This window comes from Bacillus sp. 7884-1 (assembly GCF_002272245.1).
GTDB lineage: Bacteria > Bacillota > Bacilli > Bacillales > Cytobacillaceae > Neobacillus.
Genome location: NZ_NPDD01000254.1, coordinates 1 through 13,505 on the forward strand (window position 1 = coordinate 1; position 13,505 = coordinate 13,505).

The 13,505-nt window shown below is 37.5% G+C and carries 17 protein-coding genes and 1 tRNA gene; 10 read left to right on the forward strand and 8 right to left on the reverse strand.

What is annotated here, in order from left to right:
• A partial coding sequence (locus tag CHI06_RS30265; RefSeq protein WP_218833125.1) for a hypothetical protein occupies positions 1 to 250 on the forward strand: 250 nt, incomplete at its 5' end.
• Positions 251 to 254: 4 nt separating this feature from the next.
• On the opposite strand, the gene CHI06_RS26745 is transcribed toward CHI06_RS30265, so the two are convergent.
• Together CHI06_RS26745 and CHI06_RS26750 are read right to left on the reverse strand one after the other, a co-directional pair.
• Entirely contained in the window at positions 255 to 647 is a 393-nt protein-coding gene (locus CHI06_RS26745) for a terminase small subunit (RefSeq protein ID WP_095251686.1), read from the reverse strand.
• Between the two features lie 62 nt (positions 648 to 709).
• The gene (locus CHI06_RS26750; protein ID WP_095251687.1) at positions 710 to 1,585 is read right to left on the reverse strand and encodes a hypothetical protein; all 876 of its coding nucleotides are present in this window, start codon (positions 1,583 to 1,585) and stop codon (positions 710 to 712) included.
• 134 nt (positions 1,586 to 1,719) lie between these two features.
• On the opposite strand from CHI06_RS26750, the gene CHI06_RS29505 reads away from it, so the two are divergent.
• The 6 genes from CHI06_RS29505 to CHI06_RS26770 all read left to right on the forward strand — a co-directional run bounded on the left by CHI06_RS29505 (position 1,720) and on the right by CHI06_RS26770 (position 5,951).
• The gene (locus CHI06_RS29505; RefSeq protein WP_142301029.1) at positions 1,720 to 1,893 is read left to right on the forward strand and encodes a helix-turn-helix domain-containing protein; all 174 of its coding nucleotides are present in this window, start codon (positions 1,720 to 1,722) and stop codon (positions 1,891 to 1,893) included.
• Positions 1,894 to 1,916: 23 nt separating this feature from the next.
• A complete protein-coding gene (locus CHI06_RS26755) occupies positions 1,917 to 2,498 on the forward strand; it encodes a CHC2 zinc finger domain-containing protein (protein WP_179292795.1) in 582 nt (193 codons plus the stop codon).
• Complete coding sequence (locus CHI06_RS26760; RefSeq protein WP_095251689.1) at positions 2,476 to 4,062, forward strand: YfjI family protein; 1,587 nt, start codon at positions 2,476 to 2,478, stop codon at positions 4,060 to 4,062. The genes CHI06_RS26755 and CHI06_RS26760 overlap by 23 nt, the downstream gene beginning before the upstream one ends.
• Positions 4,063 to 4,240: 178 nt before the next feature.
• Positions 4,241 to 4,414, forward strand: a complete 174-nt coding sequence (locus tag CHI06_RS30085) for a hypothetical protein (protein ID WP_179292796.1) — start codon at positions 4,241 to 4,243, stop codon at positions 4,412 to 4,414.
• A gap of 11 nt (positions 4,415 to 4,425) precedes the next feature.
• Positions 4,426 to 4,662 (forward strand): helix-turn-helix domain-containing protein, encoded by a 237-nt coding sequence (locus tag CHI06_RS26765; protein WP_095251690.1) that lies wholly within the window; start codon positions 4,426 to 4,428, stop codon positions 4,660 to 4,662.
• A gap of 98 nt (positions 4,663 to 4,760) precedes the next feature.
• The gene (locus CHI06_RS26770; RefSeq protein WP_095251691.1) at positions 4,761 to 5,951 is read left to right on the forward strand and encodes a site-specific integrase; all 1,191 of its coding nucleotides are present in this window, start codon (positions 4,761 to 4,763) and stop codon (positions 5,949 to 5,951) included.
• 118 nt (positions 5,952 to 6,069) lie between these two features.
• Here CHI06_RS26770 and CHI06_RS30090 read toward each other — a convergent pair.
• Positions 6,070 to 6,166: transfer RNA gene (locus CHI06_RS30090), tRNA-Sec, on the reverse strand.
• A 217-nt stretch (positions 6,167 to 6,383) separates the two neighbouring features.
• Between CHI06_RS30090 and CHI06_RS26775 the strand changes: the two genes are divergently transcribed.
• Positions 6,384 to 6,812 (forward strand): DUF2621 domain-containing protein, encoded by a 429-nt coding sequence (locus CHI06_RS26775; RefSeq protein WP_095251692.1) that lies wholly within the window; start codon positions 6,384 to 6,386, stop codon positions 6,810 to 6,812.
• Positions 6,813 to 6,892: 80 nt separating this feature from the next.
• On the forward strand, positions 6,893 to 7,372 hold the full coding sequence (locus CHI06_RS26780) for a hypothetical protein (protein WP_095251693.1): 480 nt from the start codon (positions 6,893 to 6,895) through the stop codon (positions 7,370 to 7,372).
• A gap of 46 nt (positions 7,373 to 7,418) precedes the next feature.
• Here the strand turns inward: CHI06_RS26780 and CHI06_RS26785 are convergent, their stop codons facing one another.
• On the reverse strand, positions 7,419 to 7,892 hold the full coding sequence (locus tag CHI06_RS26785; RefSeq protein WP_095251694.1) for a CcdC family protein: 474 nt from the start codon (positions 7,890 to 7,892) through the stop codon (positions 7,419 to 7,421).
• A gap of 61 nt (positions 7,893 to 7,953) precedes the next feature.
• Positions 7,954 to 8,661: a cytochrome c biogenesis CcdA family protein gene (locus tag CHI06_RS26790; RefSeq protein WP_095251695.1), complete on the reverse strand. Its 708-nt coding sequence runs from the start codon at positions 8,659 to 8,661 to the stop codon at positions 7,954 to 7,956.
• A 274-nt stretch (positions 8,662 to 8,935) separates the two neighbouring features.
• On the opposite strand from CHI06_RS26790, the gene CHI06_RS26795 reads away from it, so the two are divergent.
• Positions 8,936 to 9,115 (forward strand): aspartyl-phosphate phosphatase Spo0E family protein, encoded by a 180-nt coding sequence (locus CHI06_RS26795; protein ID WP_095251698.1) that lies wholly within the window; start codon positions 8,936 to 8,938, stop codon positions 9,113 to 9,115.
• A 42-nt stretch (positions 9,116 to 9,157) separates the two neighbouring features.
• Here the strand turns inward: CHI06_RS26795 and CHI06_RS26800 are convergent, their stop codons facing one another.
• The 3 genes from CHI06_RS26800 to CHI06_RS26810 all read right to left on the reverse strand — a co-directional run bounded on the left by CHI06_RS26800 (position 9,158) and on the right by CHI06_RS26810 (position 13,335).
• Positions 9,158 to 10,951, reverse strand: a complete 1,794-nt coding sequence (locus tag CHI06_RS26800) for an ABC transporter ATP-binding protein (protein WP_095251699.1) — start codon at positions 10,949 to 10,951, stop codon at positions 9,158 to 9,160.
• 1 nt (position 10,952) lies between these two features.
• Positions 10,953 to 12,704: an ABC transporter ATP-binding protein gene (locus CHI06_RS26805; protein WP_095251696.1), complete on the reverse strand. Its 1,752-nt coding sequence runs from the start codon at positions 12,702 to 12,704 to the stop codon at positions 10,953 to 10,955.
• Positions 12,705 to 12,870: 166 nt separating this feature from the next.
• Positions 12,871 to 13,335 (reverse strand): hypothetical protein, encoded by a 465-nt coding sequence (locus CHI06_RS26810; protein ID WP_095251697.1) that lies wholly within the window; start codon positions 13,333 to 13,335, stop codon positions 12,871 to 12,873.
• Positions 13,336 to 13,505 lie beyond the last annotated feature (170 nt).

Below are 13,505 nucleotides of genomic sequence, written 5' to 3' on the forward strand. Positions count from 1 at the left end.
TGGAGCGATTTTAAAGCTTTTTCTAAACCCAAAACCCATTTGGTTTCCTCCTTACTCTATAGCCCATCAGGAATCTGAAAGACTGTTTTTTTGTAATAGCCAATTCAATTTCCCCTTACCCTTTTACATTAATTTTCCAACTATAATTGTAACACGGCATAGGACTATAGCAGCAATAATTATTGCTAAAAAAATAGAGGGAAATACAATCATTATGACTGTACTCCCCTCAACAATTAAAACAGACTGATTAATTAAGCATCAGCAACAGTTGGATCTACAAAACCAAAGGTGATTTTTCCATTAAACGCACCCTGCAATTCCTTTTTCTCAACAAACGCTCCATTTGTCTTGGCTATGAATTCAGAAGCTCTTAACCTATCCTTCATATCAGCATTTTCATCCCGCATTATCTCCGTCCAAAACCGCTTTGTTTCCGTAATATCAGCAATAGTTTCCACATCCATTTGTTCATTCCGCTCCTTAATATATTCCAACACCTTAGCATTTCTGAGCAGGCGGCTGGCGTTTACTTCTGCTGCATTTCCTTCAGCTTCATATCCTGCTCTCAAATAGCTAGTAGTGGCGTTTCCGGTTTCAATATAGTAATCAGCAAACCTTTTTTGTTTTATATTTAGACCGTTCATTTTTAATCACCCGCCATAAGGATATATAAGAATATTCGTTCTAGTTGTATTGTAACAAATTCTTAGGAACGTGTGGCCTGTTTCCTATAATAATCTAAGCGCCTATTATGATTATGTTCACAATTACTTCTCTTCCTATTTGGGTAAGGCGGGCAATAATCCCTGTTCCCATGATCAACAGCAAATATATTTCCACACCGTTCATTTTTACATCGTCTATAAGTGGTTTTCTTTAATAGCGCTTCGTGCAACTGCCACCAAGCCAAGTCCATTAAAGAGGAAAATAGAACCGAAGGATAAAATTCACCATTCTTTAATTGAAGACGATCCTGTTTAGTGGGTAATTCATCATTAACAATGTTCATCAAATCTTCTTTTTGTTCCTCCGTTATTTTATCATCCACCCATTTTTTTAAATAATTAACAGCAATTTTCATTCGATAAATTTTGTTAATTAACTCTTGGTTTACCAATTCTTTTTTTATATCCGTCAATACCAAATTTTTATGCCCGCTAGTAAACGCCTCTTCATTTATTCTCTTAAAAAAATACTCACGCTCACTAATGCCAAGTAGCCCAAATCGTTTTGCAAATTTTAAAAAACTTTCTTGGGCTTTTATTGAACGTAATCTATGGACCTTTATTTCTTCAAAACCATTTTGCTCATTATTAAGTCTAACAGTTTCTTCATCTATAATAATCTCTGAAATTTGTAAGTAGATATGTACAGGGTACGTATCCGGTTTATAGACCTTGTATTTATCAGTATCTTTAGCAGTAACATTTACTTCTACGTTTCCCCAAGCATCTTCTTCCCCATTAACGAATTCATATTCCTCATAAACAACAAACTTGTTTGCATAATATGGTACTTCATTATTCCTGTCTGGAGTGATTTTTAAATTTTCATCTTCTTTTGATGGAATTAGTCTACTCATGCATGCACTTCCTCTAAATACGAACATATTTTTGTGGTACATAATTGTATTGTTATTATATTATACACGATTTCAAATAGTATCTACAATATGCTTGTAATACTACTATTACTAACCATGAGGTGGTGAGGAAAATGTTGAACAGGAATCAGGACATTAAAGAAGCAAAAAAGGATGTTCCAGATTGGGCTATAGCAGAAAAATTAGGAATTTCCGAAAACAGCTTTTACCGCTGGATTCGGAAAGAACTAACAATTGAAAAAAAAGTAATGATCATGCAAGCCATTAAGGAATTGAAAAATCAATAAGAAAATAAAGGAGTTTGATGGCGATGACAAGTGCCTGTGAAGAAATTAAGAACCAGTTATCCATTATTGAAGCTTTCGAAAAATATACCGATGTCATGATTCCTAGTACAAAAGGCAATAAGAAGCAATTTAACATCTGCTGCCCATTCCATGACGACAAAAATCCTTCCTTAACCATTTATTCACACAGCAACAGATGGTATTGCCATGTCGGCTGCGGTGGCGGTGATGTCATTAATCTCGTAAGTAAGGCAATGAATCTTTCAAATGTGGAAGCTATAAAATTGCTTGCAAAAGATATGGGAATTTCGATGAATCAGCAACTTGATGCAGAAACCTACAAAATTAACAGAGGCATAAAAGAATTTAACCATCACTGTATGCTGTATGCGGATGCCTTAAATGATTTAAAGATAACCCTATTGGATGAAGCCAGAACCATAACGGAAATAAAGGAATTGGAACAAAAAGGGGATATTTACCATTCCCTTGCGCGAATAGAATATTTAGCCCCCCTTGTGCAATTTGGCAGCGTGGAAGACAAAATTTATGCGATTCGGAAGATTGGAGAAATGATCAACCATGGCAGTGGTAACCCTGAATAACATTACACCTGACGATTTGCAATTAGTGACCAAATTTAACGAGGAAATAAAATTTATGGAGCAGTGGGAAGAGCCGATATATTTCGACAAATATAATTTACCAGCATTTAACGTAGAAATTTTCCCGCACTGGTTAAAGGATTTCATTATTGCTGTCGCTGTATCAACCCAAACACCTGTTGACATGGCCGCAATGGCAGCTGTAACGATATTGTCAATCGCATTGTCCAAGAATTATGAAATTAATCCGTATGGCGACTGGATTGAGCCTTTAAACACCTACTGTTTGACCTTAATGGGGCCGGCAAATAGAAAAAGCTCTGTTTTTCGTGAAATGTGTTTGCCAGTAATACAATTTGAGAAGGAAGAAAACGAGCGGCTGCGCCTAGAAGCTCAGAAAGTGGAATCAACTAAACGTGCCCTGCAAAGACGCATTGAACATCTAGAGGGACTTTACTCTAAAGATGGAGACGACAACATATTTAAAGAAATAACCCAAGTCCAACAAAAGCTAGATTCCTTACCTGAGGTATACCTGCCCACATTCATTACTGATGATGCCACCCCGGAAACCTTAGTCACATTAATGAAGCAAAATAAAGAACGGATAGCGGTTATTTCCGCTGAGGCAGGACTATTCGGAATGGTAAACGGACGGTATAACGGGCAAATAAACCTAGAAGTCTATCTCAAAGGACATACAGGAGATTACCTAAGAGTGGATCGCCGCGGAAGAACTGAAAGCCTGGAATCACCATTAATAACCATAGGGATATTTGGGCAGCCGGATGCTGTGAAAAATTTGCCTCCAATTTTCCATGGTCGTGGGTTAATGGCTCGCTTTCTCTACTCATCACCAAAGGATTTTAAAGGATACAGAGATGTTCGCCCGAAACCCATTCTGGCCAATTTACGGACTCAATACATTAAAAATATTAAACTCTTAATGCAACTAATGACCGATAAGCCAATAATATTAAAATTCGGTAATGATGCAGATGCCTTATTCCAAGTGTTCCAAGAGAGGATAGAAATACAATTACGTGATGGTGGGCCCTTGTCAGAGATACCTGAATGGGGCGGGAAAATTGTCGGTAATATAGCACGTATTGCAGCCCTGTTACACATTGCCAAACACATTGAGGGCTCCCTTACTCCATCTACTATTCCAGTGGATATCGATGCTGAAACAGTCCATGGGGCTACAACACTAAGCGATTACTTTATTGAACATGCTAAAGCAAGCCTAGGGAAAATGAGGATAAACACCGAGACTGAGGAAGCTCTTGACCTTCTTAGGGTCATCCATAGGAAATACAAGAAGATGTATGAGGAGACAGGGTTTATCAGTAGCCCCGTCCCTTACAGAGAGATTCAACAAGCAGTAAAATCCCGTTATGACAGTAAGCAGCTAAAAGCCCTAACAAATGTCCTTGAGGATCGCGGGTATGTCCGAACATATGCGGAGGTAAATACAAATGGTAAACCAAAGCAGTATTTGCTGGTAAACCCCTATTTACTTAAAAATCTTCCCCATTTTCCCCAAAACCTGACAAAGTCATAGGAAATGCAACATACAGCAAATATCCTTGGTCCCTGTTCTTCCCCATTTTCCCCAACCTTATGAGGAAAACGGGGAAATGAGAGAAATCCGCCTCCCCGCCCATTTCCATTGCAGTTTAGAGCTTTTTCGGAAAATGGGGAATATGGGGAACAAATCTTAACTTTTGGAGGTTTAATACATGAAAACCAAAAATTCACTAGTTATCGAGTTAAATAATCTCATACAATCACTTAAAAATAATCAAGAGAAACTACATCAATTAGAAATGGCTGGATTTCACCCTTTAAGTGATAACCGACAATTAACTGCAATCACCGCCCCACCCTCAGTGATTACGAGAATAGAAGATTAGGAGGCAATTAGATGAAAACAACTGTTGAGTTACCAGATGTAATGGAAGTAAAACATATTCAAGGATTTCTTAGAATTGGCCGCAGCCAAGCGTACCAATTAGCAAAAACAGGTGCTTTTCATACTGTTACCGTAGGAAAACGTATATTGATACCCAAGAAATCATTCATGGAATGGTTTGAAGGAATGCCTTCAGAGCCTGCGCATGATGAACGGTCAGGGGAAAACACCTTATCTGAAGTCTTTTAATAGAATTAAAGATATGCTCTGTTGAAAGAAACGTGGACATTTCTATATAAAACCTGATGGACACCGGCAAAAATTTTCCAATATTAGGATGATTTGATATGATATTAGATAAGGTGCTAGTTGCTTGGTGTCCAGCTAATTTACTTATGGAGGTAATTATAATGGCTGGGGCAGGTTATCCAAAACAGGATAAAAAAACAGGAAAGTGGTATTTCGTAATAGAAGCCGGGAAAGATTCTTTCGGTAAACGGACGAGGAAAAAGCGTTCATTTAATACCAAAAAGGAAGCTAAGATGGCTATGGCTGAAGCTGTACTCGAGGTAAAGAATAGCCGAAGCATTCAAAAAGTGGTTGAGATTACAGTTGGTGAATACCTGGTTTATTGGCTTGAAAACTATGCAAAAACTAACACAAAACCTAAGACATATGCAGAATATGATAAGATCGTAAAAACTCATCTTCAACCATCCTTAGGGCACATCACGCTCCAAGAATTGAAAAGCACTCAGCTGCAAAATTACTACAAAGAGAAGTTGAGCCTTTTATCAGCACAATCGGTAATCCATCACCATCGCATTCTCTCTAAAGCTTTAAACGACGCCATTGACTGGGAGTTCATCGATAGAAACGTGGCAAAAGGAGCCAAACCTCCAAAGCCGTCAAAACGTGAAATGAACACCTATACCGTCGAGCAGCTGAACTTACTTCTTAAGACGGCAAAGGAAAGAACACCTGTGTTCTACCCTATTATCTATGCTGCCACCCATACCGGTATGAGGAAAAGCGAGTTAATTGGGCTGACTTGGAAGAACGTGGACTTTCCCACCCAAAGGCTTTATATTCGCCAAACCATTACAGAAGCCAACGGCAAGTATTTTTTCAATACTATCCCAAAGAATGAAAAACCAAGAGGGATAAAATTAACAGCTGAATTGGAAAAGTTGTTACTATCACTCAAAAAGGAATATGAAAAGCAAAAGAAAATATTAGGGGATAGCTTTAATCCCCATGATCTGGTCTTTTTCAATTCAAAAGGAAACATCATGGCTCCGTCAGAAATTTCAAGAGCCTTAAAGCGAGCGATAAAAGCTGCCAACCTTCCAGATATTCGATTTCATGATTTACGCCATTCCCATGCAACAATCTTACTTCAAGCCAATGTTCACCCAAAAATCGTCAGTGCCCGCTTAGGACATTCCAAAATTTCAGTGACTATGGATACCTATTCACACTTGACGGATTCCATAGAGGGAATTGCAGTGGACACATTAGATACTCTACTAGAATAACTGAAGATGGCACAAAAAGAAGAATGGCACTTTTTTGGCACTTGCCAATAAAAAAAGACCGAGTGCCCTCTGGTCTATGTATAATAAGAATTCCTCAGAACCCTTGGTATTATTGAGTTGGCGGGACTGCGTGGGAATCGAACCCACCAGACCTGGCACGCAGGTCTCAAGCAGTTTTGAAGACTGTGGAGGACACCAGTACCCCATTCAGCCCCAGAATATTATAGTGAAAAGGTAATTCCTATTTGTAATCATATTACAATGGAATATAGTAATAATCAATAGAGTTGGGGATTTTGTCATTTTTTCGACAACTTTTGCAACTCCCTTTAAGGATGGCTACTTCCTTGATAATAAAGACGATAACTTGTCTTTTTACCTTATTTCAGACTATAATAGATAGATGAAAATAGTATCGTGTAGGTGAAATCAATGCAGCTCACAGGTTGGTTCTTATGGTTTATATTAATATGGATTTTTGCATTTGCGGGTTTAATGGCGATTGGCGGATTTTTTATGTTTCGGAAGTTCCTCAAGAAAATGCCAAAGGAAGATGGCAAATCCGTGATGGACTGGGAAGAATACTACGTTAATCAGACTCGTCATTTATGGGGCGAGGATGAAAAACATCTTCTAGAAGATTTGGTTAGTCCGGTTCCTGAGCTTTTCCGTGATGTCGCTAGGCATAAAATAGCTGGAAAGATTGGCGAACTTGCGCTTAATGAGCAGGTATCAAAAGTAACGGAAGAACTCGTCATCCGGGGTTACATTCAAGCAACACCAAAAAGGGATCATAAATTTTTACGTAAAAAGCTATTTGAAAATAGAATTGATGTGGCTCCTTATGAGCATTTATTCTAAACCGACCAATTTTTGGCGGTTTTTTTTTATGGTTTTGGTTACTTTAAAAAAGTGTGAAATAGTAGGTTGGGGTGAAGAGGATGGCAAAACGTAAGGCAACTAAGAGGCACAAGATATTTAACCTATTGATCATAGTGATTCCATGGTTATCGTTATTATTTTTAGGAAAGCGTGATATTAAACGTTATTCTTTTTCGGGCGTCTTTATTATTATTTTTGAAATCATTAATCATTTGTATGGACACAAGCGAAATTGGTGGAAGTTTTATGATAAGCGAAAATCATTTATTAGGGATGAACTTCCTTTTAGTGTGGGACCTTATGCGCCGCTTTCAATGTGGCTGCTTAAAATTTCGTATGGAAACTTTAAGAAGTTTGTGTTATTGAACGCGATTGCTGACGGTTCCTTTGCTTTCTTTATCATTGATATTCTTAAGAAGTTTAAAATCATCAGTCTAGGTCGATTAAATCATGTTCAGTTTTTCTTTTACTTAAACTATAAAGCGTATCTATTATATGGTGTACAGTATTTGTTTGATAAAATCAGATATCGATATTAAAGAAACGCTCAGAACTTTTTATGCCCTGAGCGTTTTTTATGCAAAGTCAGCGTTGACCATGCAGCTGTCTATAAAGCTTTTTATAATCGAGATACATCGCGACCCGCCATGGAACAATCATACTAAATGCCAGCAGGAAGAACATACCGCTTAGTTCTCCAAAGTCAATAGACGTGCTTAAGATTGATTTTAAAGCTACCCTCACTATTAACAATCCAACTAAAATGTAAATAAACGCCTTCGATCTTTTTAAGTAAATTTCGTTTTCTCGAATTTCAAATTTAGATGTTTTGATTAAGAGTATTGAAAAAAGCATTCCCAAAATCATGACCTCTATGATTTCCATACCAGTCAACCGAAATTGAGGTACCACATACATGAATGCCCCGCTCGACATAAAGACCGGAGGCAGGATAATTTTCTTTACATTTGTAGGTTTCTTAGCAGCCTTCATGCGGACGAATAAAGCTAATATCCCCATAAAAACTGCACCAATTGAAGAAACAACAACAAAGTTCATAGGCTTCAACCCCTAATTCCTTAAAGCTCGGAATTTATATTTTACTATATACATGAAATATTTAGAAGCCTGTAAAACCGCCAAACATTCCAGAGAAAATCGTAATAATTTTTGTCATCCAGTCAAAGAAAAGCACGATCCCCATGACAATCATTAAATAACCGCCGATTTTAACAATTTTACCGCTGTTTTTGCGAATCCATTTCATACGGCCAACAAAGAATGATAGGATTAGGAACGGTATCGCAAATCCAAGTGAATACGCAACCATGTATAGTACACCTGAACCTGGATTTGTCGCTGCAAGGGCGATTACCGCCGAAAGAATCGGACCTGTACATGGTGTCCAACCTGCCGCAAAGGCCATCCCGATGAGTGCTGAACCAAAAAAGCCAGAAGGTCGATTTTTAAATTCTAATTTCCGATCCTTCATCAAAAACTCAGGTTTAAATACACCGACAATAATTAGTCCAAATAGAACGATAAATATTCCGCCTAACTGACGAATGAGATCTTTGTACTCGAGGAAAAAGCTTCCAACAAAAGAAGTACCAAAACCAATTGCGATAAAAATTGCCGAAAATCCTAAAAGGAAAAAGATTGTATGTAGAAGACTTCGTTTTTGAAGCATGGCATTTTCAGTTTTTAGCTCCCCTACAGACATCCCTGTGATATAAGATAGAAATGCAGGGTATAGCGGTAAACAGCATGGTGAGATAAAACTTAGGAAACCGGCACCTAAAGCTAAAAATATATTTACATCCGTCATATTAACACTCCCACTATAGTCGATACCTTATCATTTTATCAAACCTTTCCACTAAATGATAATGGTTAACATGAATATTTTGTGTCTCTAAGGGTCAATTATCATTTCCTTCAAAAACCTTCCTATATTTCTACCATTTCCCTGCATCAGATGGATATTTTCTTACAAATATCTTGGATTTATTCCCATCTTAGGTTATACTAGTAAAACATTGGTAGAGAATTTCCTATCAATGTTTTCTATTATTGGAGTTTCTCCGGAAAGGACCACGGCAGTGATCAAACAAGATCTAATTGCATTGATTGAGAAGAAGCGTGCTGAATTAATTCAAGTCGCGGTCACAAACGGCCTGACTTCCTCCATTGCAATTCGTTATAGCCAAGAACTAGACCATCTTTTAAATGAATATAATCGAAAATATATAAAAAAAACTCGCCAAGTGGCGAGTCTCTAAATGTAAAAATCCTGGTCATTAACCAGGATTTTTCTTTTTTCATTAATGCATAACATCCTCTAACCGTTCCAAAGCGCCATTTTGCAGGAGGAACATTTTATGGTAAAGTCCACCTAGTGCCAATAGCTCTTGATGTGTGCCTCTTTCAACAATTTCTCCTTGATGTAAGACGAGTATTAAGTTCGCATCTTGTATCGTAGATAACCGGTGGGCAATCGCAATCGTCGTCCGCCCCTTTCTCATTTTGGAAAGAGCCGTTTGAATCGCTTCCTCAGTTTCGGTATCAATATTTGCAGTTGCCTCATCGAGGACAAGAATCTTTGGATTAGCGGCAATGGTCCGTGCAAATGCAATTAATTGGCGCTGTCCACTAGAAAACGTAGACCCTCTTTCCACTACTTTATGATGATAGGAATCTTCCAGTTTATCAATAAACGTATGAGCTTGAACAAATTGAGCAGCTTCCTCAACTTGTTCATCTGTTAAATGATGATTATGAAGCGTAATATTGTCTCTTACCGTTCCGTAAAATAGAAACGGATCTTGGAGAACAAGCCCCATTTTTTCTCGTAATTCATCCTTGGAAAAATGACGGATGGACTGACCATCAATGAAAATATCACCCTTCTCGTATTCATAAAATCTCATTAATAGATTGATGATTGAACTTTTACCACTTCCTGTATGACCAACAAGTGCTACAGTTTCTCCGGGATTTGCTGTAAAGGAAATATTTTTCAACACATCCCGCTTGCCATCATAGGAAAAGGTTAAATTCTTGAATTCAATTCTTCCTTTTTCAATCGATAGATTACTTTCATCGTTTTGTCCAGGGGCCAATTCTTGCTTATCCAAGATTCTAAAGACACGTGCTCCAGCCACAATTGCCTGTTGGTACAACGATAATCTCATCATCATATTATTTACTGGTTCAAAGAAACGCTCCAGATAATTAACAAAAGCATATAACACACCGATTTCTACTGGACTGTCCAATGAAGTAATACCAAAATAATTTAAAACAATGATTAATCCTAAAATGAAAATTAAATCAACTGCAGGACGCAGCAATAATCCATCTATCTTAATATTCTTCATTCCCGCATCATAGTGCTTTTCATTAATGTCTTCGAACTCTTTGCGAAGTCTTTTTTCCTGACGAAATACTTGAATAATACTCATACCCTGCAGGGATTCACTTAATTTAGCATTTAATTGGCTGAGTCTTTCACGCATTTCCAAATAAAATCGGGAACTAAATTTCCGATATAGACTCATGACAAGAAGTATTAATGGAATAAAAATTAGACAGAATAGAGCCAGCTTTACATCTAGGATAAACATTGTAATGAAAATTCCGGTGAGTAAAAATCCACTCTGGATAAAAGTCGAAAGGACAGTAACAAACATATCTTTAATGGCCTCGGTATCATTTGTCACCCTTGAAACAATACTTCCAGCCGGAGTTTGATCAAAATACTTAAGACCTAGTGACTGCACCTTTGTAAAAATATCAATTCGAAGCTGTTGAATGATTTTTAGAGCAATCTCCTGAAATTTTACTAATTGAAAAAACAACAATAAGGATTTTACAATTTGAATTCCAAGATAGCTTGCACCTAGAATAACCAATGGCTGAAAAACCAAATTTCCTGGTGTTAAGTAATCATCAATAAAGATTTTTACTAGAATCGGAGAGGCTAACTCTCCCAGCGTTGTTAACACTAAAAGACTGAATGCTAGGATTAATTCCTTTTTATGTGGTTTCGTATAGGATAGCAGGCGATATAAAACTCTTTTTTGTTCTTTTTCAGTCAGCTGTGCTGTTTCTTCCATTTTAATGTCCTCCATGCTCAACCAACTCCTCTAGCTGCTGACGTAAATACATTTCCTTATACCAGCCATGTGCTGCCATTAATTCTTCATGTGTCCCTCTTTCAATGACCTCGCCATTATCAAGCACAAGAATTAAGTTTGCGTGCTGGATAGCACTTAAGCGGTGAGAGGTAATAATCGTCGTTTTCCCTTCTCGATTCTTTCTTAATGCCGAAAGAATCGCCTCCTCGGTCTTTGCATCAACAGCAGATAGGGAATCATCTAGCAATAACACTTCGGGATTCATCAACAGCGCACGTGCAATACTAATCCTCTGTTTCTGACCGCCTGATAAGGAAACTCCCCTTTCACCAACAACCGTTTGATAGCCTTCCGTAAATTGAAGAATATCATCATGAATACTGGCAAGCTTTGCAGCATCAAAAATATCTTCCCTAGGTGTATTAGGGTTCGTAAAGGCAATATTTTCAGCCACACTCGCCGAAAACAAGAAATGGTCTTGTGGAACATAGCCAATCACTTCACGTAGTTTTTCCAGCTTATATTCTTGAAGTGAATGACCGCCGAAGGAAATTCCCCCTTTATAGTCTTCAAATTCACGAATAAGTAGCTTTAACAGTGTTGTTTTACCAGCACCCGTTTTCCCTACAATCCCTAGTGTCTCTCCTCTATTAAGAGTGAAGCTGATATTCCTTAACATAGGTTCTTTTTCACCAGGGAAAGTGAATTTCTCAATATCAAAGTGGATATCACCGCTTGGAACTATCTCTAATGCATCACTTCGGTCTGTTATATCAGATTCTTCACGAAGTAGTGCGGCTACACGGTCATACGAAGCACGACCTCGTTCAACGATATTAAACAGCCAGCCAAATGCCAACATTGGCCAAATTAATAGTCCTAAATAGGTGGTAAAGGCAATCAATTCACCAATCGTTAACTCCCCAGCCAAAACGTATTTTGAACCAAAGGTGATGGCTAAGAAAAAGGAAATACCTACAATAATCGAAATCGTTGGATCATATAAGGAGTCTATTTTTGCAACCACGATGTTCTTTTCGACTACTTCCTGAGATTGCTTTTTAAAATCTTCTATGTCTTCCTTTTCCTGACCAAAGGTTTTAATAACCTTAATCCCAGAAATACTTTCCTGTGTTTTATCATTCAGATCAGAGAACGCTTCTTGTGCCTTATGGAAGGTTCGATGCAGCATCGTACCAAACCAACTTGTAAGAATAGCCATAAATGGCATTGGGATTAGACATATCAAGGTTAATTTCCAGCTAATCGTAAACGCCATAGCCAGAATAACAAATCCACCTGTTGATAGAGAGTCAACTAATGTCAGGACTCCTAACCCAGCCGTTTGTTGTATAGCTTGCAGGTCATTTGTCGCATGCGCCATTAAATCACCAATCCTTCGTTTCTGGTAAAACGATGGCGACATATTCGTAAAATGCTGATATAATCGGTTTCTTAACTGTTTGCTAAGCTTAACCGCAGAGCCAAAAATCATAATTCGCCAAAAATATCTCAAGACATACATACCGAGTCCTGCCCCGACTAATACTGCCATCCATTCAAGGAGCAAGCCCTTCGTCATCGTACCATTATTAATATGGTCTGCAATAACCCCAATTACCTTCGGCGGCACAAGTTGAAGCAGTGCAACAAACAGTAAGATAACGGTTCCAAATATGTATGCTTTTTTCTCTTGTTTAAAAAACCAGCCTAAATCTAAAAATACTTTCATAAACATTCCCCCGAAACATAGTTCAAATTATCTGTTTATTATATTAAAAAAATCATTCCACCTCGCCCGAAGATTTATTTTATCAAATATTAGTAAAATAATAAAGATTTAGACACCTATTCTCCCCATGAAAAAAGCACCCATTTTTATGAGTGCTAATCCTAAATTATTCTGCTTCTTTTTCTAACTCTGCCATTTTTTCTTCTGTAGCAGTTTTTAATTCATTCACTTGATCCTTAATGTCATCTGGTACAAACTTCACTCTTTTTAAATAATTTATGATAACCTTATGATCTGTTACAATAGCATTGGGGTCATTGGGGTCATATGTCTTTGTTTGAATTTCATTGTTTTTAATAAAAGCAGATGCAATGTAGTAGAAATCTTTCTGTGATTCACTCTTTAATGAACCTGTTTCTTTTACTACCGAGTCGTAATCTTTAGCAATGATTAATTCAGCGAATTTCTCATCCTCAGCTGTTAGCTCTCTTGTATTTGTGTTTTCTTTTGCAGCGTTTGTACCTTCTTCTGTTTTATTCTCTTTAGGAGTAGCTGTTTCCTCTTTTTCTTGCGTTCCACATGCTGTTAAAGCTAAAAGTAGAATTAAAATAAGTGATAAAACTTTTTTCATGTAGTAAGGCTCCTTCATTATGTTGTGCTTCTTAGCGTAACTAGTATGAACCTTATTATTCCTTTTTTCAATAGATAACCAAAATATAAGATTTTTCGAAAAATTACTATTTTTTAGTACAAGGCTGTGTTATATTGGGCTGTTGATTTGTGCTCCAGGCGCTTCGCTTT